We start from the raw sequence: 25,313 nt of genomic DNA on the forward strand, positions 1-25,313 counted from the left end.
GTAAATTCGTTGTTCAATAGTTTGTTATGTGTATTTGTTGCAGATGACAGATGAGATAAGTGAAACATTTGTATGAAAGCTGTTCGGCATTGTTGTTGCAGATGATACAAATCTGATAAAATGCAAACAAATCTGTATCTTTGCATGTCAATATAAGGATGTAATATGAACAAAAAGATACTTCAACTAGCAATACCCTCTATTGTCTCAAATATAACCGTTCCTCTATTGGGACTGATCGATGTCGCCATTGTGGGGCATCTGGGATCGGCTTCCTACATCGGAGCGATCGCAGTGGGAGGGATGCTGTTTAATATAATCTATTGGTTGTTTGGTTTCCTGCGGATGGGGACGAGTGGGATGACTTCGCAGGCATTTGGTAAACGTGATCTGAACGAGGTGACCCGTGTTTTGTTGAGGGCGGTGGGAGTAGGACTTTTTATCGCTTTATGCCTGTTACTGCTTCAGTATCCGATTCGGAAAGTCGCTTTTCTTTTGATAGATGCTACTGCCGAGGTTCGCGAGTTGGCTACGGTTTATTTTAGTATCTGTGTATGGGGAGCACCCGCTGTACTGGGGTTGTATGGTTTTGCCGGGTGGTTTATCGGCATGCAGAATTCCCGTTTCCCGATGTTTATCGCGATTACACAAAATATAGTGAATATCGTGGCGAGTCTGGCTTTTGTCTATCTGTTGGATATGAAGATCGAGGGTGTGGCATTGGGTACGCTGATTGCCCAATATGCCGGACTATTTATGGCTTTACTGCTTTGGCTACGTTATTACGGAAGATTGAAAATTCCTTTTCGCTGGCGGGAGATCCTGGGCTGGACAGCTATGCATCGTTTCTTCCAGGTAAATAGCGATATCTTTTTCCGTACGTTGTGCCTGGTGGCTGTCACAACCTTTTTCACGTCGACAGGGGCGCGGCAGGGAGATGTCGTATTGGCTGTCAATACCTTATTAATGCAGTTATTCACCTTGTTTTCTTATATTATGGATGGCTTTGCCTATGCCGGCGAAGCGATGACAGGGCGTTATGTCGGTGCACAGAACCGGAATGGATTACAAAGGATGATCCGGCTATTATTCCGTTGGGGATGGGGTTTATCATTATCCTTTACAATTCTGTATATGATAGGCGGTCAAGGCTTTCTGGGTTTATTGACCAACGACACGACAGTCATAGAGGCTGCCGGAACTTATTATTACTGGGTGCTGGCTATCCCATTGGCCGGTTTTGCCGCTTTCCTTTGGGATGGCATCCTGATCGGGGCTACGGCTACCCGCCTGATGCTTTATTCGATGCTGGTCGCTTCAGGAACATTCTTCGTTGTCTATTATCTGTTTTACGGAATAATGGGAAACCATGCATTATGGATGGCATTCCTGATTTATTTATCGTTACGAGGATTTATGCAATGGATGTTATGGCATTACCATCGATAACACCTGCCTTTTTTGAAATAAAAAATCCGGATATCAAACGATACCCGGATTTTCTTTTTTATGAGATGGTTGTATTATGCTTGTCTGTAATACGCCAGATCTTCGCGGTTGAAGTTGTTGATGAAAGATTCGATCTTGTCAACTTCTGCCTGGCCGTAGTTGATATATACTTCGGCTGAACGGCGGTAACTGTCGTCTTTGTTGGCATCCTGCAGTAGCAGGTAACCGAAGACACAATGAGCGGCAGCTTCTACCATACGGCGTGCCTGGAAGTCGATGTATTCGTTGTCTTTGGTTTCTGTAACCGCGGCAACTACTTTTTCGTACTTGTCAGTCATTGCTTTCAGCTTGTTCTTCAGACCTTCCAGTTCCGGTTTGTATTCGATGGCTTCGTATTCACGGATCTGAGCCAGGTAAGTACCTGTGGTGACGTGGCGGATCGCTGCAACCACCTGCAACTGGGTAGTACCTTCGTAGATGTTTGTGATACGGGCATCACGGTAGATACGTTCGCAGGCATAGTCTTTCATAAAACCTGAACCACCGTGGATCTGGATCGCGTCATATGCATTCTGGTTGGCATATTCGGTGGTCATACCTTTACCCATCGGTGTATATGCATCAGCCAGTTTGCTGTATTTCTTCATTTCCTGACGTTCTTCCGGAGTCAGCTTACGTTCTTTGGATATATCGTCCAACGCCTTGTAAACGTCTACGAAACGAGCAGTTTCGTAAAGCATGGAACGGGAAGCATCCGCTTTGGCACGCATCAGGGCTACCATTTCATATACAGCCGGGAATTCGATGATCGCTTTGCCGAACTGTTTACGCTCTGTTGCATAGGTATAACCTTCGCGGTAAGCCGCTTCGCTCAAACCTACGGCCTGTGCCATGATACCCAGACGGGCACCGTTCATCAATGCCATTACATATTTGATCAAACCTAGTTTGCGGTCACCGCAAAGTTCGGCTTTAGCATTCTTGAATACCAATTCGCAAGTAGGGGATCCTTTGATACCCATCTTGTTCTCGATACGGCGAACATTCACACCACCGTTGCGTTTGTCGTAGATGAACATGGACAAACCACGACCGTCGCGTGTGCCTTCTTCGGAACGTGCCAGTACCAGGTGAATATCGGCATCACCGTTGGTAATGAAACGTTTTACTCCGTTCAGATACCAGCAATCGTCCTTTTCGCAGTAAGTAGCTTTCAGCATAACAGACTGCAGGTCGGAACCTGCATCCGGCTCTGTCAGGTCCATCGACATCGTTTCTCCGGCACAAACACGCGGGATATAACGCTGACGCTGGTCGTCGTTACCGAATTCGTATAATGTTTCCGCACAGTCCTGCAATCCCCAAAGGTTTTCAAAACCTGCATCGGCACGCGATACCATATCGGCTGCCATGATGTAAGGAACGATCGGGAAGTTCAGACCGTCGTAACGGCGGGGCATTGCGATACCCATCAGGCCGGCTTTGCGTACGGCATCCAGGTTTTCCTGGGTACCTTTGGCATACGTCACACGTCCGTTGGCAACAGACGGGCCTTCATGGTCTACGCCCTCAGCATTGGGAGCGATGATCTCACCACAGATTTCACCTACAATTTCCAGTACCTTTTCGTAGCTGTCCATTGCATCTTCGAAATCCTGAGGAGCATAGTCAAATTTATCCTTGTCGGCATAGCCGCGTTCTTTCAGCTCTACGATCCGCTGCATCAACGGGTGATGCAGGTGATGTTTCATGCTGGGATTATCTAAATAAAAGTTAGCCATATCTTATTTACTGTTCTGTTTGTAATACTTGATCATCTTCGGGATCACTTCTTCAACCGAACCGTTGATCACATAGTCAGCAATGGTGTTGATCGGAGCGTTCTCGTCGTTGTTGATAGAGATGATAATACCTGCGTCCTGCATACCGGCAATGTGCTGGATCTGTCCGGAAATACCGCAAGCGATATAGAGTTTCGGGCGAACGGTCAGACCGGTCTGTCCGATCTGGCGGTCGTGGTCACAGAAACCGGCGTCGACAGCAGCACGGCTGGCACCTACTTCTGCATGGAGTTCTTTAGCTAATTCGAACAGCAGGTTGAAGTTTTCTTTCGACCCTACGCCATAACCTCCGGCAACTACGATAGGAGCACCTTTCAGGTTGTGTTTCGCTTTTTCAACGTGACGGTCGATCACTTTTACTACATAATCAGCATCGGATACATATTTTGCTACGTCGTGTTTTACCACTTCGCCTTTATAATTGGCATCCAGGATCTCTTTCTTCATCACTCCTTCGCGAACGGTAGCCATCTGAGGACGGTGTTCCGGGTTGATGATGGTTGCCACGATGTTACCACCGAAAGCTGGACGGATCTGATACAACAGGTTTTCATATGTGATACCTGCCCGTTTATCTTCGTGAGGACCGATCTCCAATGAAGTACAGTCTGCAGTCAGACCGCTGGTCAGTGCAGAAGATACACGAGGACCCAGGTCGCGACCGATAACGGTAGCACCCATCAGGCAGATCTGAGGTTTTTCTTCCTTGAACAGGTTGATCAGGACAGAAGAATGGGGTAATGAAGTGTAAGGGAACAGGCCCGGAGCATCGAACACGTGTACTTTGTCGACGCCGTAAGGCAGTACCTGGCTTTCTATACCTTCGAGGCCGCTACCGGCAACAACTGCTTCCAGCTGGCAGCCTAACTGATTCGCTAACTTACGACCTTTGGTCAGAAGTTCGAGACTTACATCGGCAATGGTTGTGCCTTCAATCTCACAATATACAAATACGTTATTCATAATCTTATCCGATGGTATGGTTAGCTAACAGTTCAACAATCATCTCTTCTATATCCTTATCCGCGCTGGTCAGCGTTTTGCTTTCCTTTGCCTGGAACACGATATTCTGTATAGTCTTTACCTTTGTAGGTGAACCGGACAGACCGCACTGTGTCAGATCTCCGTTTACATCGTTCACGCTCCATTCCTGGATATTCAGATACGGACGTTTTTCGTAAAGATTTGCATACGGCAGTTCGCTCGGAACGTCCGGATGGCAGGCTGTCGGGTGGGCTGCTTTTTCCTGTGCACCCATGGCACGTTTGTATTTCTGTACCAGTCGGGCATTGCGCGGACGGCAGGGAGCTGCCGAGCCGTTTACTGTGATGACGATAGGCAGCGGACCTTCTACGGTTTCTACGCCTCCGTCGATATGACGTTTAACGGTGATACGGCGTGCTGCTTCATCCACATTCTGGATTTCTTCAGCGTAAGTGATCTGTGTCAATCCCAGCTTTTCTGCTACCTGGGGACCAACCTGTGCTGTATCTCCGTCGATAGCCTGACGGCCACCGATGATGATGTCATAATCATTAATTTTTTTGATAGCCGTAGCCAAAGCGTATGAAGTAGCCAGTGTATCGGCTCCGGCAAAGGCGCGGTCGGTTAACAAAAAGCCGCCGTCTGCTCCGCGGTATAAACCTTCACGGATAATTTCGGCGGCACGTCCCGGGCCCATAGTCAGTAATGTAACAGTTGATCCGGGGTAGGCATCTTTCAGGCGCAGAGCCTGTTCCAATGCGTTCAGGTCTTCCGGGTTAAAGATGGCGGGAAGTGCGGCACGGTTTACCGTGCCGTCTTCTTTCATCGCATCCTTTCCCACGTTGCGTGTGTCCGGAACCTGCTTCGCTAAAACAATAATTCTTAAACTCATATTAAATAGGAATATTAGATTTCTATTGTCTGAAAATTATTCGGTAATTAGTAAAAAAATTACCGATTGCAAAAGTAGTCAAACATTCTTTATATCAAACAACTTTAACCTGAAATGTGCACACTTTAGGGTTTTTTGAGCACTCTGAGACAGGTTTTTTCATATATTCTTTGTTGTGTAGATGATTAATTTTACCTTTGAATCGATAAAAATCTTAGCATATGGGAAAATGGAGTTTTCAACAGGAATTGAAGCGAGAGGAAAAGGAACTGAATATAGTTCGAAAAGAGAATCTCTGCAAGTTTGTTTATGATTTGGCAAAATTAATTTTTGCGGGTATTGTGATTGGAGGTGTTGTTCCATTGTATGGAAATCCTCAGAATCATATTCAATGGTATATTGTTCTGGGAGGTGTGTTTGGAACTATAGTATTGGCTTTATTTGCGAATAAAATTTTAAAATAGAAGGTATGACAACATTAGGATTTCTTTTTATTGTTGTAGATGTCATTGTGGTAATTTTGCTTCTTTGGACATCCTACACGAAGTCCGGGAAAAGATGGATAAAGAACTTGTAACCGGTTTTTTCGGTGAAGTATGTATACAGAGAGACTATGTCAAGAATAACATAGTCTCTCTTCTTTTTAATAAAATTATTTGTTTCTTTTTTCCTACCCTTTCCCAGCATCCAATCGTTTCACCACTTGCCCGTAAATGATCAGGGCGAATGCCGAAACGAGGGCGATTGCACCGAAATAATACCAGATATAATGGGCATTGGCACTGGCTGCCACCCATTCTTCATGCGTAGCGAACAGGGTCGGCTCCGGACAATATTTGCTTAGTAAGAAACCTGATAATCCGAATCCGAGAATGGACGACAGGAACGAGTGGAGATGACTGAAGCCTAGATATAACCCTTCTTCTCCTTTGGGGGCTTGTAATGAGAAATATTCGAGGAAACGGGGAGATATAAATGTCTCAGCCAATCCTTGGAAAACGATACCGACTACCATCATAAAGGCAACCGGATGCATACCCAGAATCGTTGTATTTCCATCGAGCATATTTCCCGAAGCCATACAAAGTGCGGATATCGGCATAATGAACATGCCGAATGTCATAGAGGTCAGTGCTGTCTTTTTACGCATTAACTGGGTGACCAGATTAACGGTCAGCACAACCACCAACGGGTTTACGTTGGCATACCAGGAGGGAGAAGCCCCTTCGCCTGCCAGACGTAAAACATACTTAGGCATGGTTGCATACAACTGGTGCTGAACCATCCAGAATCCGGAGATGATGATGATTAGCGTGATCAGGCGTCCGTTTGTACATACTTTGATCAATGCTTTCCATATCTGTCCGAATGTCTTTCCTTCTCCCGAGTGCTGGCTGCTTTTATAGAAGAACCAGATCGCAAGTAAGGCGAGAAAAGTCATCGAAGCGGAGAAATAGTTGAGGGTGATTAATCCTTCGTTCCCTAATGCTTCGCGCAATGGTTTTACAATCGTTTTGCCGGAGAAAGCTCCGATATTTACCATTGCATAGAATATGGAGAAACCTTTGGCACGGGTTTCGGGAGTCGTTTCTTTGGCTACCGTTCCGGAGATCACACTCTTGATGAATGAGCCGCCGATAACGATCAGTATCATGATCGGGATAATCCCATAACGAAGATTACTTTCAAGCAATCCGGTAAATGTAGTCGTAGTCCCGTATTCGACCAGTCCGGCAGACTGAAGCCAGGTAGGATAAAGTCCTAAACCGGCATAACCGATGGTCAGTAAAGAAAAAGCCAGCAGCATGGAATTACGGAATCCGATCTTATCGGCCAATGCACCGGCGAAAGTTGGAAGAAAATAAAGAAATGCAGAGAATGTTCCGGCGATAGTTGCCGCCTGTATGTCGTTGAACCCGAGGATGCGGCTGAGATAAAGGGTTATTACGATAAATACGCCGTAGTAGGCAGCACGCTCAAATAGTTCGACGGTATTGGCTACCCAAAACGCTTTACTGAATTTGATTTTCTCTTTCTTTGTCGTTGTATTCATATGATAGTTATTTGTTTTTAGAATATAGAATATAAAACGTAAAACGCAGGTATAGGCAGATGAGAAAATTAGAGCTGCGTATACCTGCGTGTATTTACATTTCGTGTAAGTCTTTTTTTATTTCTTTACAGTGTAAGTTTGATGAATAGCCTTGTCGAAAGCCTTCCAGTGTTCGTCAGTCATGCTACCTGGTGTGAACAGGGCTACACCGGCTGCACCGGCTTCCATCGATCCGCGAACGGCTTCTTCGATCTCTGATGGGATTAATCCGTGTCCTTCCGGATCTTTGATGTTGGCTTTGTTTTGCCAGTCACGACAGATGAACAGACCGCTGTAAACAGGTTTTTCCCCCTTGACAGAGTTCACTTCTTCTTTGGTCACTTCGCCTACCCAGGCAGCATCTTCCAGATAGAAATCGTTGTAGTTCATCGGGAAGAATGCATCGATATTCCATTTGTTCCATTCCTGGCGAACCATCCATTTGGCATGAGAGTCAGGACCGGGGAATACGGCAGCACTTACCTTCTTACCTTTTGCGTGAACAGTATCGGCAATGCGGTCGACCAGCTTCGTGATCAGGTCGCAGCGGAATTGTGCCCATTCTTTACATTTGGAAGGATCTTCAACCGATTTGATGTCGATGCCGGTAGCAGCTTTGAAGTCGGCTACACATTTATCGCAATAGCAATAGTCGGCAGTCGGATATTCTTCATCCATCACTAAGCCGTATTTTTCCCAAAGACCTTTTGCCAGGATCACGTCTACATAGCGGATGTAGTCTAGGTGGACATAATCCACTTCCGGGATATCAGCCACTTTGCCATACAGGTCAGTCAGGAATTCTGCCGTACCTTCATGGTTCGGGCAAAGACATTTGTAATAAGGAACATATGCCTGTACTTCGTAAGCAGGTTCACCTTTACGGTTTACGGCATAAAGGGTTGAATCCATATCCCCTTGCAGCATGGCAGGGATCCAGGCATGATACTCCATGCCGTTTGCATGAGCGACTTTCGCTGCACGCTGAATTTTCTGTAAGTCGTGTCCGGCATTATAGCACATACCGTCCAGGCCATGAGATTTCCATTTACTAAAATCGGCTTGTAAGGTCTCTTCGGTCGTGTTACCACCTTCGCCTTGCCAGCCGTACACTTTGATTTTTGATTCCGGTGCTTTCGTGCAAGCCGTTGCCAGAAGGGCAACGGCTGCTAAAGCGATAAATACTTTTTTCATTCAGATTTGTTTGTTATTAAATTTCACAAGCACAGAGAGTCGGGATCAGGTTACGGTCGCCGTATGCATTGTCTACGCGTGCCACATTGATCCAGAATTTACTGTCATGCAACCATTCCAGCGGGAAAGCTGCTTTACTACGAGGGTATTCATGCTTCCATTCATCGGCTGTTACTTCGTATTCAGGATGCGGAGCATTTTTGAGCACATTATCTTCTTTGGATGCCTTACCTTCTTCTACTTCTTTGATCTCTTTCCAGATGCAGTCCATTACTTCGGCGAAGCGGTCGAGTTCGGCTTTGCTTTCGCTTTCGGTCGGTTCGACCATCAAGGTACCGTGTACCGGGAATGAGAGCGTAGGAGCATGGTAACCGAAGTCCATCAGACGTTTGGCGATATCGCCTTCGTCGATACCGGATGCTTCTTTTACGCCGCGGCATTCGAGGATCAACTCATGGCCGACACGTCCTGTGGCACCTGTATAAACGATACCGTAAGTATCTTTGAATTTAGAAGCCAGATAGTTCGCATTCAGGATGGCTGTTTTTGTAACGGTTTCCAATCCTTCTGTACCCAGCATGCGGATATAAGCGTATGTGATCGGCAGGATACCGGCACTTCCGTAGGGAGCGGCAGAAACCGTATTCAGATCGCTGCCCCAGACCACCGGGTGAGAAGGCAGGAACGGAACCAGATGTTCGGCTACGCAGATCGGACCGACACCCGGGCCGCCACCACCGTGAGGCGATGCAAATGTCTTGTGCAGGTTCAGGTGGCAAACGTCTGCGCCGATGGTTCCCGGATTTGTCAATCCTACCTGGGCGTTCATGTTGGCACCGTCCATATATAACTGACCGCCGCAAGCGTGAACGATGTCGCACATTTCTTTAATGTCGGCTTCAAAAATACCGTGTGTAGACGGATAAGTGATCATGCTGGCAGCCAGATTCTCCTTGTTAGCTTCCGCTTTGGCACGGAAATCTTCCAGGTCGATATTGCCGTTCTCGTCACATTTAACGGTAACAGTCGCATAACCGCACTGGATGGCACTCGCCGGGTTTGTACCGTGAGCCGAAGCAGGTAGCAATACGATATTGCGATGTCCTTGTCCGATGCTTTCCTGGTAAGCGCGGATAACACGGAGACCTGTATATTCGCCGGCAGCACCTGAGTTCGGTTGTAAGGTAACACCTTTGAATCCGGTGATCTCAGCCAGGTAGCAGCATAGGTTCTCGATCAGCTCTTTGTAACCTTCTACCTGTTCTTCCGGGGCATACGGGTGAATATTCATAAACTCTGCACGGCTTAACGGAAGCATTTCAGAAGCAGCATTCAGCTTCATCGTACATGATCCCAGAGAGATCATTGACTGAGCCAGCGACACGTCTTTGCGTCCCAGACGGGTGATGTAACGCATCAACTCGGTTTCCGTACGATATTTCTTGAATACATCTTCTTGCAGGAAGTCCGAAGTACGGGCGAATTTCGGATCGAAATAAGTCTTTTCCGGGATCGCTTCTTCCAGCATATAATCTTTTCCGGCAGCACCGGCAAAGATATACAACAATACGCCTATATCGGTAGGCTGTGTTGTTTCGTCGATACTGATGCCTACCTGACCGCCTTCGAAGTAGCGAAGGTTCACCTTGCATTCCAATGCGATCTCGCGGAGCGCGTTGATGGATACGTTGGCAGGTAATTCGATCTTCAAGGTATCGAAATAATCTTTATTCAGCTGTTTGTAGCCTAACTTTTCCAATTCGGCAGCCAGGAATCCGGCAGAAGCATGGATACGTCCGGCGATGTTGCGCAAACCATCTGCTCCGTGATATACAGCGTAGAATCCGGCCATTGTTGCCAGTAAAGCCTGTGCGGTACAGATGTTGGAGGTCGCCTTTTCGCGTTTGATATGCTGTTCGCGTGTCTGTAAAGCCAGACGGTAAGCCGGGTGTCCGTAAGCATCTTTCGAGATACCGATGATACGTCCCGGGATAGCACGTTTGTATTCATCTTTCGTAGCGAAGAATGCAGCAGAAGGACCGCCGTAGAACATCGGTACACCGAAACGCTGGCTGCTACCGAATACGACATCGGCACCCCATTCTCCCGGAGGAGTCAGCAATACCAGGCTCATCAGGTCGGCAGCCACGGCAACACGGGTTTCGTTCGCATTGGCTTTCGCGATGAATTCTTTGTAATCTTCAACCGAACCGTCTGCATTCGGGAATTGTACGATCGCACCGAATACTTCAGGAGTGAATGTAAATGTCTTGTAATTGCCGACCACAACATTGATTCCCTGCGGAACCATACGTGTACGGATCACGGCCAATGTAGATTCAAAAACATTTTCATCTACAAATAAAGTGTTAGCTCCTGCCTTTACCTGTGCGCGGCTGCGAGTTCCGTAAAACATCGTGGCAGCCTCTGCAGCTGCGGTAGCTTCGTCCAATAGAGAACAGTTGGTCAGGGGCAGAGCTGTCAGTTCACTGATGACAGTCTGGAAGTTCAGCAACGCTTCGAGGCGTCCCTGAGAAACTTCCGCCTGATACGGGGTATATGAAGTGTACCATACCGGATTTTCAAAAACATTGCGCTGGATAGGAGCAGGACAAACTGTGTCATACCATCCCATTCCGATGTAAGATGTGAAGACTTCGTTTTTGGAGGCAAGTTCTGCGATATGTTCTGCAAACTCCCTTTCAGTCATTGGCTCCGGAAGGTTCAGAGGTTCTTTCAGACGAATATTGGCCGGGATTGTCTGGTCAATCAGTTCGTCAACCGATTTAACACCGATAGCTTCAAGCATAGCCGGAATATCTTCCTTTGCAATGCCGACGTGGCGGTTTACAAATTTATTTGTGTCCATAGTATTTAATGTGTTTTATAAATAAGGATTGTTTAATTTTTCGTCGATAACTCTCGTTTCCGGGCCATGTCCGGGGTAAATGACCGTTTCGTCCGGCAGTGACAACAACTTGTCGTTGATGGCAGCGATCAATACTTCCTGATTGCCGCCCCACAAGTCTGTACGCCCGATGCTTCCGGCAAATAAGGCATCTCCCACGATGGCGAAACCGTTCTTCTTATTATAGAAGGCAACACTTCCGGGAGAATGACCGGGAACAGTCAGTACCAGCAGCTCCGAATGGCCGAACTTGATCACTTCATTGCCGACCAATAGTTTCTGGACCGGAATATGCTGATAATGTCCCGGCAATCCGAAAGCCTGCGCCTGCTTGTCGGGAGGTGGAAGCTGTTCCACATCGAGCCTGTGTGCCTGCGGCGACAGCCCATATGTTTTGAATACGAACGGATTACCAAAGATATGGTCCAGATGCAAGTGAGTACATAACAGATGCTTTACCGTCAGTTTGTTCTCTGCAATGAAATCACTTAATTCTTTTTCTTCCGACGGACGAAGGCATCCGCAATCGATAATAACCGCCTCTTTGGTATCATCATACAACACGAATGTGTTTTCCTGGAAGTAATTGAACTCAAACGCTTTTATTGTGATCATAATGGTACGTAAACTACTTTTTTAGTACTAAAAAATTCTTCTTTGAAATGGTCGCCTAACTCGACAACAATCGCTTGTTTCCGAAAAGCCTGTATTTCGTGTTCCAACTCACCTCCTTTCAGACATATTAAACCATTCGGCAGTGCGTTCTGTTGTTCCTTCCGTATGTTTTTACGGGAAATTTTAACCAGATCGCCCAGCGGCATAACAGCCCGGCTGACAACAAAATCGAACAGTTGCTTTTCTTCTTCGGCGCGGCAATGGCGGAAAGTGACATTTTTCAAACCGATCGCTTCGGCAACGGCTTGCCCGACCTTGATCTTTTTTCCGATACTGTCTACCAGATGGAATTGTACTTCAGGAAAGAAGATAGCCAGCGGAATACCCGGAAATCCGCCTCCCGTACCGATATCCATTACGGTAGAACCGTTTTTGAATTTCATCATTTTGGTTAGCCCCAGCGAATGGAGTACATGATGCGGATAAAGATTCTCGATATCTTTGCGCGATATGACGTTAATCTTTGCATTCCAGTCTGTATATAAGTCGTACAGAGCTTCGTATTGTGCAAGTTGCGTTTCGTTTAGCTCCGGAAAATAAGTTTTTATCAGTTCCATAAATTGTATTTAAAATGCCAGATGTGCGATCGGACTCTCTTTCTTGAGCAGGTACTGTATCTCTTCATAAGGGAGATGTACACTCGTTGCGCCGACCACATAGGCTGCTATCTCATATTCATTAAATGTATAGGTAATCCCATTCTCGTCGATCAGGAAGTTGTTGTTCGGGAAAATCTCGTCGATGCTGAAGAAACCGATGTTTTCCAGATCCTTGGCATTCTCCACGCTGTTCTGTTTGGCGATCCGGTCTACAAGGATCTGCGCCAGGTCGTCCTGGAAATCTTCGATGAAAATATCGGATTCCGTAACCGGAGTACCGGTTTTCATGTTGATGACATGGTTGGCGGTCGCATGCGAGCCATGCGCCCCTCCGGTATAGTTTTCTACGTAGATTGAGTAACTGAGGATATCGTTCTGGTTATAGGCGATATCGTTGGTAGACATTTCGTAATAAGAGAACCAGGCTCCGACCGGCGTTTCGTCGGCTTTTGCCACTTCTTCTTTGTATTCGCCCTCCAGGTCCTTATAATTATTCAGATAATCCTCCGTGTACTTGGCTACCGCTTCTTCAGGAGATAGCTTTTCGTAACTGTCCCCGAAGTATGCAGACACAAATTGCTGCTGTATCTTTTTCAGGATCTCTTTGTCGTCGTATTTGGCCGGATAGGTAAAGTTTATCTGAAGGTTACAATTCGGATTCTCCGGGTTTTCCAGAAGATGATAGGTCTTGTCCACACTGATCGAATCAAATGTAATATCATTATCCGCCGTTTTTTTTGTCCCGGTGTTACAACCGCTGACAATTATACTTATGAGAAAAAGAGCTACAAGCTTTTGGCATAATTGCGTCTTCATTGTGATACAGATTTAATTGAATACTTTAAAATGCAAATGTACATGTTTATCTCCGAATTACCGAATAGATAAACGAAATTAGTTCGCGCTAAATCAGTTTTCAGCATCCTGAAAAACAGAAACGAGGGAGGCATAAAAAATTTCAACGTACCGTCAGACAAATCCCCTTTGAGATAACTAAATGAGGAGTAGGCAGGAAGCCATGTGCAGGGTGGAAGATATGTATATATTTTTTAGCGAAAAATTGATTATTTGAATCTTCTGTGTATCTTTGTTCCGCACATGAAATGCAAGGTGTTGCAACATGGGCGATTTGTTAGTTAGACATAAGCGTTTTTAAATATTATTTGACATTGAAATCTCGACAATTTCATCCCAACAAATAATAGTACTGTAAATGCAAATGTTCTTTTCTATTTATACACACCGAGAGAATTGTAGAAATTGATTCGTGTATATGGATAAGAGCGTGGTACTGTTATATATATTGTTGGGGGGCCTGTCGAGAGCCTCAATGTCTATATATCAACAGTTTCCACGCTTCTTTTGTTTAGCAGGCAACCGATAGGTTTCCTGAATATGATTGGTTATCACCTTTCGTCAGGTACGAATTTATTCACGTAATTTCATTCAAAAATAAGATAATTCTTTATTTCCTGAAACTAAGCCTATCGGATGCTTCCATCAGCATTAACTTCCTGATATAAATGAACAAATTCAAGGCTTACTTGTTATATAAACGAAAGAGTAAAATTTTCGTCTACCATTAAGGTATAAAAATTAGCAGATAAATTTACGATTAAAAAGTCATTCCGGATTCACTGCGTGCGTCCGGAAGAGGAACTTTGCTTATCCGGCCAGTATGAACCGGAGCACGACCCCTTGTATCATCAACCTAAATAATAATCGAGATATGGCAAAAATAGAAATAAAAAACTTATCCATCCTTTTCGGTCCCGAGAAGAGCCGGGCGAAAAAGATGATCCTGAAAGGAAAAAGCAAACAGGAAATACTAAAAGAAACAGGCTGTACCGTTGCCGTGCGTAACGCGAACCTGGAAATAGAAGAAGGCGAGATGTTCGTCATTATGGGCCTCTCCGGCAGCGGTAAATCGACATTATTACGCTGTATCAACCGGCTGAACGAGCCGACAATGGGAGAGATCCGGGTGAACGGGATAGATATAACCCGTTCGTCGGACAAGGAACTGTTGCAGATCCGGCGAAAAGAGCTGGCGATGGTTTTCCAACACTTCGGGCTGCTACCTCACCGCACCGTTCTGAATAACGTATCCTTCGGCCTCGAACTGCAAGGCGTCCCTAAACAGGAGCGCGAAAAGAAAGCCTTGGAGAGTATCCTTCAGGTCGGCCTGAAAGGGTACGAAAACCAGCGGGTCGATGAATTATCAGGCGGAATGCAGCAGCGTGTCGGACTGGCACGTGCCCTGGCAAACAATCCCGAGGTCCTTTTGATGGATGAAGCCTTCTCTGCACTCGACCCGCTGATCCGTGAACAGATGCAGGACGAGTTGCTGCTCCTTCAGGAGAAGATGAAAAGGACGATCGTCTTTATCACCCACGACCTGGACGAGGCGATCAAGCTGGGTGACCGTATCGCCATTATGAAAGACGGCGTCATCGTGCAGGTGGGAACACCGGAAGAGATACTGACCGACCCCGCCAACGATTACGTCACCCGTTTTACGGAAAGCGTGGACCGCGGCCGAATCGTAACAGCCTCGTCGATCATGCTCAGACAACCCATCGTTGTCAGAGTCAAAAGAGACGGTCCGGAAACCATTCTCCGGAAGATGCGTGAAAGACGCCTCTACGCACTGCCCGTCATCGGCAATGACGACCAATTCATCGGAGAGATACACTATAAAGATGTACTGAACCTGCGGAAAGAAGGCGGGAAGGATATCAGCCCCATTATCAAAAAGGAAGTCCCGTCCGTCCTCGAAAACACCATTGTGGAAGATATGCTCCCTCTGCTGTCCAAAGTACGGCAGGCATTGCCGGTAGTCGATGAGAACAACCGCTTACTGGGCGTTATCCCCCCATCCGCCATTATCATTGAAATGACAGGAAAGGATGAAAAAGAAATAGAAGAAATAATTCAAAACGCAATAGATTTATGATCAATATCGGAAAATATATAGAAATCGCCATCAACTGGATGACGGAACACTGGGCGCATTTTTTTGATGTCGTCAACAATATAATCGGAGGCTTTATCGACGCCTTCCAGAACGGCCTGCTATGGATACCCTTTTATATAATGATCGCGGCCCTGACCGTATTGGCTTGGTATAAAGCCGGAAAAGGAACAGCCGCCCTGACACTGCTGGGTTTGTTCCTTATCTATGGAATGGGCTTCTGGGAACAGACTATGCAGACCGTCGCATTGGTCCTGTCCTCTACCGTGATTGCCCTGATCCTCGGCGTACCGCTGGGAATATGGACGGCGCGTAACCGGGTTGCTGCCAAGATAATCCGCCCTGTCATGGACCTGATGCAGACCATGCCCGCCTTCGTTTACCTGATCCCCGCAGTCTTGTTCTTCGGACTGGGTCCCGTCCCGGGTGCATTCGCGACCGTTATTTTCGCCATGCCGCCCGTCGTTCGTCTGACGGACCTCGGTATCCGGCAGGTACCGGAAGATATCGTCGAGGCGACCCGTTCTTTTGGCGCCACCTCCGGACAGCTGCTATTCAAAGTACAGCTTCCTCTGGCATTGCCGACGATCATGACCGGCGTGAACCAGACAATCATGATGGCGCTCTCGATGGTAGTCATCGCCGCAATGATCTCGGCAGGCGGTTTGGGCGAGATAGTCCTCAAAGGAATCACACAGATGAAGATCGGCCTCGGTTTTGAAGGCGGTATTGCCGTTGTGATCCTTGCAATCATCCTCGACCGTATCACCCAGGGATTTGTCCGCAAGAAATAAGCGGAACTCAGTTATTCACTCCATAAAAGAATTTACATGAAAAGATTATTTATACTTATCAACCTGATCCTGCTGCTGGCTGTCCTGATGTTTCTGGTCAGCTGCAACCGTGCCAAAGACCCGAAAGAGATTTCGATCGGCTATGTGAACTGGTCGGAAGGCATCGCCATGAGTTATTTGGCCAAGGCGATGCTGGAGGAGCAGGGCTACAAGGTAACATTGAAGAATGCCGACATCGCCCCGATCTTCACCTCGGTAGCTTCCGGGAAAGTCGACCTCTTTCTGGATGCCTGGCTTCCGGATACCCATGTCGACTACATGAAAAAATACGGCGACCGCCTGGAAACGATCGGCATCCCTTTTGAGAACGCCCGTTTAGGTCTGGCCGTCCCATCCTACGTGACGATCAATACGATCGAAGAACTGAATGTCAATAAGGAACGCTTCAAAGGCGAAATTATCGGTATCGATATCGGTGCCAGCCTGATGAACCTGACGGAAGACGCCGTAAACGATTACGGCCTGCAACTCAAATTAATGCCTTCCAGCGGCCCGACCATGACAGCCTTCCTCCAGAAGTCCGTGGAGCATAACGACTGGATCGTCGTCACAGGCTGGACCCCCCACTGGATGTTCGCCCGTTATGACCTCAAGTTCCTTGACGACGACAAAGGTGTTTATGGCGATACCGAGCATATTGCAGCCGTTGCCACCAAAGGCTTCTCCGAGACGCACCCATTCGTGGCAGCCTTCTTCAAAAACTTCAGATTCACCAACGAGCAGTTGAGCGAACTGATGAACATCATGGAAGACTATCCTTTACGCGAATTGGAAGGCGCAAAAGTTTGGTTGAAAAAGCACCCCGAAATAGTGGATTTATTTTTACCTTCGCAGGCAAATAATCTAACTCAACTGAACGGATATGAAACAGATCGCGAAAATAGCCTGCCTGCTGCTGGGACTGGCAATCAGTAACCCTTTTATGAAGGCGGAAAATAAAAAGAGTATGAACATCGTATTTATAGGAAACAGCATTACTGCCGGTGCATTGATCGCAGACCCTGCGCACGATGCCCCTCCGGTGAAAGCTGCCTTGTACCTGACCAAACAACCCTCCGTCACCTCGGTCAAATACTCCAACCAGGGAGTAAGCGGCTGCACGACCACGGATTATCTTCCGGCTACGGAAACCCTGTTCCCGAAAGCGAGAGCCGCCGCCGACAAGTTTGCCGATGAAACCTGGGCGACCCTGATCTTCTCCATTATGCTGGGGACGAACGACAGCGCCATCACCGGTCCGAACGGTGCACCCGCTTCGCCGGAGAAATACGAGGAAAACATGAAAGCCATCATCAACCAGTTGCTCGCCTTGTACCCGAATTGCAAGATCGTCCTGAATCGTCCGGTATGGTACAGTCCGAACACATACAACGGGGCGATGTATCTGAAGGAGGGGCTGAACCGTTTGCAGAGTTACTACCCGGTACTGCAATCGCTCGTGGAAGAATATGCCAAACGTTTCCCCGGACAAGTGTTCATGGGCGACACGGAGGCATTCGATTATTTCAAGGCAAACTACCTGACCGACCTTTTCCCTGAAGACGGGAATGCCGGAACCTTCTATCTCCATCCCAACGAGAAAGGCGCAGCAGTGTTGGGCGAGTTCTGGGGAAAAGCCATCCTGAAGACTGTCGAATAAACCGGATACTTATTGATAACAAAATAAAAACCCTCCCGGCTGAAATCATCTTTCACGTCCGGAAGGGTTTCTTATTTTTCCCGAATGCAGCTTAATGGCAGAAAAGCCGCATCCGGTCATTCAATGTAAAAGTCTGTTGTAAGTAATAGGACATTCTTTTATCTTTTGGCGAGATGGTGGTCCATGATGGCCACATGATGTTCGCCGTATAATTTCAGTTTTTCGACAATATTCTTGGCAGTCGCTTCTTCTTCCACCTGTTCGCGGACGAATCCCCAAAGGAAATCCTGCGTAGCCTTGTCGTTTTCGGCATGGGCGATGTCGACCAATTTGTCGATCAGTTCCGACACATGCACTTCATGCTGGTAGACATGCTCGAACACCTCCAGCGGCGTACCGAAAGCCGTCGGCACCACATTGATCTGCTCCAACTTCACCTGTCCGCCACGCTGAACGGAATAGTCGATCATTTTATATGCATGTTCCAGTTCTTCCTGCGATTGCTTCTTCATCCAGTGCGCACAGCCGTCGAGGCCGATCTGTGTAAAGTGGATATACATTGATAAATAGAGATTGGAAGACCACATCTCTGCCAATATCTGCTCGTTGAGAGCATCGGATAATTTTCTACTTAGTGTCATAGCTGTATTTTATGTTATGTTTATTAATAAAACAAACAGCTATCTGATTTGTTCCAAAAATAAGAAGTTCTTATCTTCGTTTCACGCGAATAAATAGAAGCTCATATGAAAAAGAAAATAAAAGCCCTCGTGAACCGCCTGCTTTCGGCAGTCAGGCAACATCCGGTAGAGGTCGTGATGTCCGTCGTTTTCAGTCTGGTAGGATGCATCCACTACGAGAGCGGGTATGAATATAGTTTCCTTGTTGGCCCGCTGGTCTATTTTCCGGTGCTGTTCCTGGTGACCTATACGCTGAACGGGTTGATGCGGCAGAAGGGTACGAAGGGAGCCGTCGGGTTACGGGTACTGTATTATCTTTCCGCATTCTTCTTCATACCGTTCCTCTGGATGGACGACAAAGCTATCTGGACACCTACCTATCTCGTTTCGCTGGTCGTGGTGCAGCTCGTCTACCTGATAAGCGGATGGAAACGCGACAATGACGATTTTGTCCGTGTTGCCCTGCGCTATCTCAAAGCAGTGTTGTCGGCGGGGCTGCTTGCCGGGATCGCCTATCTGCTGGCGATATCCGTCAACGCATCCGTACGGTATATCTTTGAGATATGGGAAGACAGCTACAGATGGTTCTACACAGAGGCTGCCTATCTGATATTTATATGCGGGATGTCTTTGCTGTTCCTAATGTTCAACCAGGAGAAAGAGGAGGGGGACGAAGGAAGCAACCGGCTGTTTGAGGTCTTACTGAACTACGTGCTTTCGCCGGTGCTGCTGATCTATGCGGTGATATTGTACCTTTATTTTATAAAAGTAGCCGTACTATGGTCGCTGCCGAAAGGGGCGGTGGCTTATATCGTGGTCAGCTTTATATCCGCCACGTTCGTGTTGAAAGGGTGCCAGGTGTTCCTTTCCAAAAGGTATTACGACTGGTTTTATAAACAGGCGAGCTGGGTAGTATTGCCTGCGCTGGCGATGTATTGGATCGGGACTTATTACCGCATCAACCAGTACGGGTTCACGGAACCGCGTGTTTATCTGGTAGCCGTGGGAGGAATATTGACGGGACTGGTCGTGCTGTTTCTGACGAAGCGGTGGGGAAGGTATTTGTATGCGGCTTGCCTGGCGGTCGTCCTGCTGTCGGCGGTTACTTATATTCCGGGTATCACTGCGAAAGATATCGAAAGGATCTCTCAGGAAGGAAGGGAGAATGAGCCGGGGAACGCAAAAGGATACGACCGGAATTCGTATATGCAGATAGATAACAAATATCCGCTCGATCTGTCCGGCTACCGGACGTTGCTACCTGTGACGGGATATAAGAATGACGATTGTATGTATGCGGTCAATAGCAATGACACGTTGCGGCTGTTCGGTAAAAACGACGAAGTTTTATATACCAAAGATATTCCATCCTTCTGGGAGGGGCAATTGAAGAATGCAGGAGTGAATCCGTCGGATACGATCCCCGAATCCGCCTATCCCGACCTGCTCGTGCTGGATATGGATTCGGCAAAGCTGGTCTTCCAGAGTATCCATCTGTATCGCCCTTCTGCCGATTCGGCCTATACCGTTTCTTATATGATACCGTCGTTCTATCTGGAGAAGAAGAAATAAATATAATTCGTGCAAATATATGTGGCAAATGTTTGATAATAATAAGAATGAGTCTGTAAGGCGATCTGCCAATGCATCAATTTAAAAAGATTTAAGCCTATTCGAACATAGGCCATCAGTCATAAATAAGACATGCTTAGTTGCAGGTTTATTTGCCGTCTGCTTCAGCTGACGGATTACAAGTTGTTTCTCTTTTTGGCTTTAGCCACATTTCTCTTAGCATAGAGAGTGCGTTTAAAATGGGACTAAAGTTCAAAGAAGTAGATCATTTACCAAACCGTCAGCTGAAGCAGACGGCAAATGAACCTGTAATGGCGAAGTCTCTTTGATAAGGGAATAGCTCAAACTGACAATCTTTGAAACATTCAAATCTGATAATTTCCGCACCTGTTAATTTTAATTCGATAGCACTGCAACCGGATATTACAATCATCCTTCTTCCCAATCCCTTCATTTGTTAAATGAAAAACTTACCTTTGCAACCATTAAAATAAAAAGGTGAAAAAAACAATATCAAAATAATCCAATGGAAAAGAAAACTAAACAAAGCCTGTTCGCCGCTCCGAACGGCAAGTCGTATCTTGTCCCCTTCATCCTTATTACGAGCCTCTTCCTTTTATGGGGATTCGCTCACGGACTGCTGGACGTCCTCAACAAACATTTCCAGGGTGCTTTCACCATGACGAAAGCCGAGAGCGGCCTGGTGCAATTCTCCACCTATATCGCCTATTTCCTCATGGCACTGCCTGCAGGCATGTTCATGAAGCGCTACGGCTACAAAAAAGGAATCATCCTCGGCCTGCTACTTTTTGCAGCGGGCGCATTTGCTTTTATACCTGCCGCTTTCCTGCATTCGGCAACCCCTTTTCTGGTGGCATTGTTTGTCATCGCCTGCGGGTTATGCATTCTCGAGACGGCGGCAAATCCTTATTCGACTATCCTCGGCCCTGCGGAGTCGGGTGCACAGCGGTTGAACCTCTCGCAGTCGTTCAACGGGTTGGGATGGATATTAGGCCCGCTGGTAGGTGGCGCCCTGATATTCGGTGCTGCACAGGATGACCCGTTCACGTTGACCAAGCCTTATATCCTGGTTGGCGGAGTCGTGTTGCTGGTGGCTGTCCTGTTCTTTTTCACCCGTCTGCCGGAGGTAAGGGTAGAGGATCAGGAAGAAACAACCGCGTCTGCTGCCCTTCCTGCCACTTCCATGTGGCGGCACGGTCAGTTTGTGCGGGCAGTGCTGGCGCAGTTCTGTTATTGCGCGGCGCAGACGGGAATTTTCAGCTTCTTCATAAATTACGTGACCGAGGCTGATCCGCAAATGACAAACATCGAGGCTTCGCGGATACTGGCGTTCGGTGGGATGGCCTTGTTTATGATCGGCCGTCTTTCCGGCAGTTTCACAATGAAATGGATGTCACCCGGCAAGCTGTTGACATGGTTTGCACTGGCGGATGCGGTTTGTATGGCGTTAGTGATCGTTTCGGCCGGAGCGGTATCGTTGTATGCGTTGTATATTTCTTTCTTCTTCATGTCGATCATGTTCCCGACAATCTTTGCACTGGGACTGGAAGGGATGGGAGGTTATACCAAAAAGGCCTCTTCCTATATTGTGATGGGTGTTGCCGGAGGTGCTTTCAGTCCGATGCTGATGGGATATATCGGCGAGAACAATATGGCAATAGGGTTTGTCGTGCCGCTGGTAGCATTCCTATACATATTATATTTTGCGATTAAATGCAGGAAATAAAAATAAACAGACGGTTTCGTCCGTAGGGGCAGGTTCTAAACCTGCCCTTTTTTGTTTTATATATTGCTGCAAGGGTAGGGCTGAACCTGTTCCTACCGGTTGCAATGACTCAACTCCAGAGAGGATCTGCCAATTATAGAAGGAATATAAGACAAAATCAGCCAGGTTGTAAGAACATAACAACCTGGCTGATAAATTATTTATAGTCAATAGCGAAACTACAATTCGTCAATCTCTTTTACCGACAAACCGGTACAGCGGGCAATCGTTTCGATATCTACTCCCTGTTTCTTAAAATTCGCAGCAATAAGACGCTGTTCTTCCGCTTTACCTTCCTTCACGCCTTTTTTCAACCCTTTCTCTTCAGCTTCTTCCACTGCATACTCCAACGTATTGCGCCAATCGCGATAAATTTTCAGGTTTTCATCGTAGACGGCACGTTCGTGCGCTGTCATCGCTTCCAGGTTCGCCACATCGAGCAGGCGTTTGAAGGCATCGTTTTTCTCCTTGAACGGAGACATATCAAATAAATTCATATTCTTCAATATATAAACCATATTCTCAAGAGGTGTCTTACATTCCTCTTCACTCAAATTGAACAGGTCGAACGACAGATAAATCTGCTTCAGTTTGACCTCGCCGAAAGTTTTTCCTGTTGCCTCGTTGGCCAATACCACGTCGGTGCGCCAGCTCTGAAACTCCGGCAAGCAGAAATTTAACAGATAGATGCCATATACCGGAAGCAAGCTGTACTTCCAGTTATCGCCGGTTTCTCCCTGACGGGAAACCATCCTACAAATGTAATAAAATCCGCGGTTAAAGAAATAACGTTGCGGGCAATTCTGCATTTCGAGGATAAATTTGCTTCCATCCACGTCTTCACACAGGAGATCGAAGATCACCGTTCGTTGTTCTATTACCTCAGGTTGGATTTCTTTATCGAGATAGATCAGATCCTTGACCCGGCGCTCGCCTTCGAGGGCGGCATTGATAAAGTCGATTGCTACTTGCTTTTCACCGAAAACGGTTTTAAAAGCCCGGTCTAACATAATGTTAACGTACTTTTCCATATGTCAATGGTTTTAATGGTCTGCTGCCTACTAGCAGGCAACGAGACAAAGATAGTTGTTTTTCATTTACTTCAAGGGTAGAAGACGTTTTTTTTCATAGCTTCTGTGAGAAAAAGAACTTCAAACATAAGCGTTACTAAACGGATATAGAAATAATTGAACTATCCGAGTAAGCGATCAGTCATACATAAAACATGCTTAGTTACAGGTTTATTTGCCGTTGGTTTTAACCAACGGATTAGTAAATTCTCTCTCTCTTTGGACTTTAGTCCCATTTAAGCAGTCTCTCTATTGAAGAGAAATGTGGCTGAAGCCAAAAAAGAGAGAAAACATGTAAACCGTCAGTTAAAACTGACGGCAAATAGACCTGTAATAGCTAAGTCACTTTGATAAGGGGAATAGCTCGAAATTGATAATAATTGAAATAAATGAATTCTACCAATAGGTTAATACATTATTATATCTTTTGCAGCTGATCTGCTCTATATCATTCAAAAGACTTTTTCTAATTACTCTTTTTGTACTTTTCTTGTTAACTTTATGTATCTGAATTGTTTATGATGGGATTTTGATATTAACAATAGTCTGTATAGAGATAAAAAACTATTTCTACAAAGAAGGGGAAAGATATGTTAACAAAGGGTGTATTAATGGTATCTTGAAGTATGAAAAACAAGAGAATGAAACGTTAATTCATATGACGAAAATAATCGGTCGTTTTTTCTAGTCACTACAAAGCTAGTCAATATCTTTAATAAACAAAGGCTTTTTTGAAAAAAATATCATTGAAATTCAGATTTTTACTTGTTGATTTTTCGTGTTAGTTAAAAAAATGGATTTGATGAAAACCATGACTAGAAAAAACGACCGTTTTAGCTAGTCATTCTTTTAACAGAATAATATTGATATATTAACAATCTGCTCTTTAGGAGTAACCTACATGGTCGATTTAAGAAAAACACAACAACCAATATTCCTTGCACTTGACGATTTAATCGCAATACAAAGAAACTTTCCGCCGCGGCACTACGACGAAAAACAATCGATTGGGGAAATTTCACCGACCAGATACGAAACGACAAAAACGAAAAGAAAACAATCTCCGACCGTGTACGGAGAAATAAAAATCACACTTTTATTCGTTCTTACGCACATTAATACTATCGCTAAGAATGTATTGTACTTCAAATGGCATATGAAACATGTTGAGAAACACTTTTTGCTGTTCCGTACATGGTCGGTAGATGTTTTCCTATTGTTTTCGTCATTCTGTAGTACTACGGAAAAACAAAACGATCCATTTTTATTAAACTTAAAAAGAATACCATTATGGCAAAGATTCAAACTTTCCCAAAATCGCGGTTAAGAAACGGTGAATTATTAGATGCTACAAAAGCAATCATCCAAAAAATGAATAGTCTTGACGGTGTCATTACTCCTGTCAAGTCTTGTTACGATGTTTTCTCAGATAACGTCGACAAATATGAATATAGTATTGTAAAACGTTCTAAAAACGAATTTGTCCTTGAGGTGAATCAGGTAAAAAATGAAAACCTTAATAACCGGAGTACGATTTTCAAAATTGTCGATGGATATAAAAAATCGCGGATCAAAGAAAAAAGATTGGCGGCGATTTCTTTGGTAGCCGCTATCAGCGGATTTAGGAAAGTCCGTAACCTGTCACTGGAAAACTTAATACAGGATACGGTCCAATTTATCAAATTGTTGGAATCCGATCTTTACAAAGACAAAATAACAACTCTCGGACTCACCGAACAGGTAGCTTCCATTAAAACGATCAATAACGAATGTATAGAATTGATCAATAAAAAACTGTCTGTCTATGTCAGCCGTAAACGCCCGGTGAATACAGAAAATGCACGTATATGGGTAAACAAGTCGTACGACGAACTGGTGGACGAACTGAACGCCTACACTCGCTACAACGGTAACGACAAGTACTTTGAATTATTCACCTGGTGGAACGCCATGATCGACGAATATCGCTCCAAGATTTCCGACCGTTATGGTAGCAAGGCTGGCGGTAAGTTGGATAACGGTGTCAGCAACACGCCCTTCCCGGATAGTGGCAGCGGCGGCGACCGTCCTGAAATTGAATAATAACCCGCAAAAACAGTGGGTA

General features: G+C 45.9%; 20 protein-coding genes. 9 read left to right on the forward strand and 11 right to left on the reverse strand.

All coding sequences use genetic code 11. The annotated features are described in order from the left end of the window. Positions 1-165 precede the first annotated feature (165 nt). Positions 166-1,449 carry an MATE family efflux transporter gene (locus IEY67_RS20860; RefSeq protein WP_122376358.1) on the forward strand — a complete coding sequence of 428 codons (1,284 nt, stop codon included), beginning with the start codon at positions 166-168 and terminating at the stop codon, positions 1,447-1,449. A 74-nt stretch (positions 1,450-1,523) separates the two neighbouring features. Here IEY67_RS20860 and IEY67_RS20865 read toward each other — a convergent pair whose 3' ends face one another. From IEY67_RS20865 to IEY67_RS20875, 3 genes are read right to left on the reverse strand one after another with little or no spacing between them, the layout of a single operon-like run. Beyond that, the gene (locus IEY67_RS20865) at positions 1,524-3,230 is read right to left on the reverse strand and encodes an acyl-CoA dehydrogenase family protein (RefSeq protein ID WP_183672269.1); all 1,707 of its coding nucleotides are present in this window, start codon (positions 3,228-3,230) and stop codon (positions 1,524-1,526) included. Between the two features lie 3 nt (positions 3,231-3,233). Then, positions 3,234-4,253 carry an electron transfer flavoprotein subunit alpha/FixB family protein gene (locus IEY67_RS20870; RefSeq protein ID WP_122352331.1) on the reverse strand — a complete coding sequence of 340 codons (1,020 nt, stop codon included), beginning with the start codon at positions 4,251-4,253 and terminating at the stop codon, positions 3,234-3,236. A 4-nt stretch (positions 4,254-4,257) separates the two neighbouring features. Beyond that, positions 4,258-5,166: an electron transfer flavoprotein subunit beta/FixA family protein gene (locus IEY67_RS20875; RefSeq protein WP_183672270.1), complete on the reverse strand. Its 909-nt coding sequence runs from the start codon at positions 5,164-5,166 to the stop codon at positions 4,258-4,260. Positions 5,167-5,387: 221 nt separating this feature from the next. Between IEY67_RS20875 and IEY67_RS20880 the strand changes: the two genes are divergently transcribed. Continuing rightward, on the forward strand, positions 5,388-5,630 hold the full coding sequence (locus tag IEY67_RS20880) for a DUF6722 family protein (protein WP_122352333.1): 243 nt from the start codon (positions 5,388-5,390) through the stop codon (positions 5,628-5,630). 206 nt (positions 5,631-5,836) lie between these two features. Here the strand turns inward: IEY67_RS20880 and IEY67_RS20885 are convergent, their stop codons facing one another. From IEY67_RS20885 to IEY67_RS20910, 6 genes are all read right to left on the reverse strand, one after another. Next, complete coding sequence (locus IEY67_RS20885) at positions 5,837-7,219, reverse strand: MFS transporter (RefSeq protein ID WP_122352334.1); 1,383 nt, start codon at positions 7,217-7,219, stop codon at positions 5,837-5,839. Between the two features lie 117 nt (positions 7,220-7,336). Then, complete coding sequence (locus IEY67_RS20890; RefSeq protein WP_122352335.1) at positions 7,337-8,452, reverse strand: glycoside hydrolase family protein; 1,116 nt, start codon at positions 8,450-8,452, stop codon at positions 7,337-7,339. 16 nt (positions 8,453-8,468) lie between these two features. Beyond that, positions 8,469-11,321 (reverse strand): aminomethyl-transferring glycine dehydrogenase, encoded by a 2,853-nt coding sequence (gcvP, locus tag IEY67_RS20895; protein WP_183672271.1) that lies wholly within the window; start codon positions 11,319-11,321, stop codon positions 8,469-8,471. A 15-nt stretch (positions 11,322-11,336) separates the two neighbouring features. After that, positions 11,337-11,975 carry an MBL fold metallo-hydrolase gene (locus tag IEY67_RS20900; protein WP_183672272.1) on the reverse strand — a complete coding sequence of 213 codons (639 nt, stop codon included), beginning with the start codon at positions 11,973-11,975 and terminating at the stop codon, positions 11,337-11,339. Then, a complete protein-coding gene (rsmG, locus tag IEY67_RS20905) occupies positions 11,972-12,592 on the reverse strand; it encodes a 16S rRNA (guanine(527)-N(7))-methyltransferase RsmG (protein WP_122363309.1) in 621 nt (206 codons plus the stop codon). Before rsmG ends, IEY67_RS20900 begins: the two co-directional genes overlap by 4 nt. A gap of 9 nt (positions 12,593-12,601) precedes the next feature. Beyond that, positions 12,602-13,450 (reverse strand): DUF3298 and DUF4163 domain-containing protein, encoded by an 849-nt coding sequence (locus tag IEY67_RS20910; RefSeq protein ID WP_122376349.1) that lies wholly within the window; start codon positions 13,448-13,450, stop codon positions 12,602-12,604. Between the two features lie 913 nt (positions 13,451-14,363). Here IEY67_RS20910 and IEY67_RS20915 point away from each other — a divergent pair. The 4 genes from IEY67_RS20915 to IEY67_RS20930 are packed head-to-tail and all read left to right on the forward strand — an operon-like array spanning position 14,364 to position 18,101. Then, complete coding sequence (locus IEY67_RS20915; RefSeq protein WP_183672273.1) at positions 14,364-15,590, forward strand: quaternary amine ABC transporter ATP-binding protein; 1,227 nt, start codon at positions 14,364-14,366, stop codon at positions 15,588-15,590. Beyond that, on the forward strand, positions 15,587-16,402 hold the full coding sequence (locus tag IEY67_RS20920; RefSeq protein WP_122352341.1) for an ABC transporter permease: 816 nt from the start codon (positions 15,587-15,589) through the stop codon (positions 16,400-16,402). The genes IEY67_RS20915 and IEY67_RS20920 overlap by 4 nt, the downstream gene beginning before the upstream one ends. 36 nt (positions 16,403-16,438) lie before the next feature. Next, entirely contained in the window at positions 16,439-17,377 is a 939-nt protein-coding gene (locus IEY67_RS20925; protein ID WP_183672274.1) for a glycine betaine ABC transporter substrate-binding protein, read from the forward strand. Continuing rightward, on the forward strand, positions 17,325-18,101 hold the full coding sequence (locus tag IEY67_RS20930) for an SGNH/GDSL hydrolase family protein (RefSeq protein ID WP_229801153.1): 777 nt from the start codon (positions 17,325-17,327) through the stop codon (positions 18,099-18,101). The genes IEY67_RS20925 and IEY67_RS20930 overlap by 53 nt, the downstream gene beginning before the upstream one ends. Before the next feature lie 158 nt (positions 18,102-18,259). Here the strand turns inward: IEY67_RS20930 and IEY67_RS20935 are convergent, their stop codons facing one another. Beyond that, the gene (locus IEY67_RS20935; protein ID WP_183672275.1) at positions 18,260-18,742 is read right to left on the reverse strand and encodes a ferritin; all 483 of its coding nucleotides are present in this window, start codon (positions 18,740-18,742) and stop codon (positions 18,260-18,262) included. Between the two features lie 105 nt (positions 18,743-18,847). Here IEY67_RS20935 and IEY67_RS20940 point away from each other — a divergent pair, with 105 nt between their 5' ends. Next, the gene (locus IEY67_RS20940) at positions 18,848-20,353 is read left to right on the forward strand and encodes a DUF4153 domain-containing protein (RefSeq protein WP_183672276.1); all 1,506 of its coding nucleotides are present in this window, start codon (positions 18,848-18,850) and stop codon (positions 20,351-20,353) included. A gap of 526 nt (positions 20,354-20,879) precedes the next feature. Further along, complete coding sequence (locus IEY67_RS20945) at positions 20,880-22,100, forward strand: sugar MFS transporter (RefSeq protein WP_183672277.1); 1,221 nt, start codon at positions 20,880-20,882, stop codon at positions 22,098-22,100. Between the two features lie 218 nt (positions 22,101-22,318). On the opposite strand, the gene IEY67_RS20950 is transcribed toward IEY67_RS20945, so the two are convergent. After that, a complete protein-coding gene (locus IEY67_RS20950) occupies positions 22,319-23,170 on the reverse strand; it encodes an Rpn family recombination-promoting nuclease/putative transposase (RefSeq protein ID WP_183672278.1) in 852 nt (283 codons plus the stop codon). A 1,329-nt stretch (positions 23,171-24,499) separates the two neighbouring features. On the opposite strand from IEY67_RS20950, the gene IEY67_RS20955 reads away from it, so the two are divergent. Then, complete coding sequence (locus IEY67_RS20955) at positions 24,500-25,291, forward strand: DUF6261 family protein (protein ID WP_183672279.1); 792 nt, start codon at positions 24,500-24,502, stop codon at positions 25,289-25,291. Positions 25,292-25,313: the final 22 nt, after the last annotated feature.

The organism is Parabacteroides faecis (genome assembly GCF_014647375.1).
Taxonomy (GTDB): Bacteria; Bacteroidota; Bacteroidia; order Bacteroidales; family Tannerellaceae; genus Parabacteroides; species Parabacteroides faecis.

What these genes read in the sequence shown, in the direction of transcription:
- IEY67_RS20935 (WP_183672275.1), bottom strand. Translation starts at nt 18,742, where the DNA reads ATGACACTAAGTAGAAAATTATCCGATGCTCTCAACGAGCAGATATTG.
- IEY67_RS20945 (WP_183672277.1), top strand. Translation starts at nt 20,880, where the DNA reads ATGGAAAAGAAAACTAAACAAAGCCTGTTCGCCGCTCCGAACGGCAAG.
- rsmG (WP_122363309.1), bottom strand. Translation starts at nt 12,592, where the DNA reads ATGGAACTGATAAAAACTTATTTTCCGGAGCTAAACGAAACGCAACTT.
- IEY67_RS20865 (WP_183672269.1), bottom strand. Translation starts at nt 3,230, where the DNA reads ATGGCTAACTTTTATTTAGATAATCCCAGCATGAAACATCACCTGCAT.
- IEY67_RS20910 (WP_122376349.1), bottom strand. Translation starts at nt 13,450, where the DNA reads ATGAAGACGCAATTATGCCAAAAGCTTGTAGCTCTTTTTCTCATAAGT.
- IEY67_RS20870 (WP_122352331.1), bottom strand. Translation starts at nt 4,253, where the DNA reads ATGAATAACGTATTTGTATATTGTGAGATTGAAGGCACAACCATTGCC.
- gcvP (WP_183672271.1), bottom strand. Translation starts at nt 11,321, where the DNA reads ATGGACACAAATAAATTTGTAAACCGCCACGTCGGCATTGCAAAGGAA.
- IEY67_RS20950 (WP_183672278.1), bottom strand. Translation starts at nt 23,170, where the DNA reads ATGGAAAAGTACGTTAACATTATGTTAGACCGGGCTTTTAAAACCGTT.
- IEY67_RS20900 (WP_183672272.1), bottom strand. Translation starts at nt 11,975, where the DNA reads ATGATCACAATAAAAGCGTTTGAGTTCAATTACTTCCAGGAAAACACA.
- IEY67_RS20920 (WP_122352341.1), top strand. Translation starts at nt 15,587, where the DNA reads ATGATCAATATCGGAAAATATATAGAAATCGCCATCAACTGGATGACG.
- IEY67_RS20875 (WP_183672270.1), bottom strand. Translation starts at nt 5,166, where the DNA reads ATGAGTTTAAGAATTATTGTTTTAGCGAAGCAGGTTCCGGACACACGC.
- IEY67_RS20915 (WP_183672273.1), top strand. Translation starts at nt 14,364, where the DNA reads ATGGCAAAAATAGAAATAAAAAACTTATCCATCCTTTTCGGTCCCGAG.
- IEY67_RS20925 (WP_183672274.1), top strand. Translation starts at nt 16,439, where the DNA reads ATGAAAAGATTATTTATACTTATCAACCTGATCCTGCTGCTGGCTGTC.
- IEY67_RS20880 (WP_122352333.1), top strand. Translation starts at nt 5,388, where the DNA reads ATGGGAAAATGGAGTTTTCAACAGGAATTGAAGCGAGAGGAAAAGGAA.
- IEY67_RS20955 (WP_183672279.1), top strand. Translation starts at nt 24,500, where the DNA reads ATGGCAAAGATTCAAACTTTCCCAAAATCGCGGTTAAGAAACGGTGAA.
- IEY67_RS20890 (WP_122352335.1), bottom strand. Translation starts at nt 8,452, where the DNA reads ATGAAAAAAGTATTTATCGCTTTAGCAGCCGTTGCCCTTCTGGCAACG.
- IEY67_RS20885 (WP_122352334.1), bottom strand. Translation starts at nt 7,219, where the DNA reads ATGAATACAACGACAAAGAAAGAGAAAATCAAATTCAGTAAAGCGTTT.
- IEY67_RS20860 (WP_122376358.1), top strand. Translation starts at nt 166, where the DNA reads ATGAACAAAAAGATACTTCAACTAGCAATACCCTCTATTGTCTCAAAT.
- IEY67_RS20940 (WP_183672276.1), top strand. Translation starts at nt 18,848, where the DNA reads ATGAAAAAGAAAATAAAAGCCCTCGTGAACCGCCTGCTTTCGGCAGTC.
- IEY67_RS20930 (WP_229801153.1), top strand. Translation starts at nt 17,325, where the DNA reads ATGAAACAGATCGCGAAAATAGCCTGCCTGCTGCTGGGACTGGCAATC.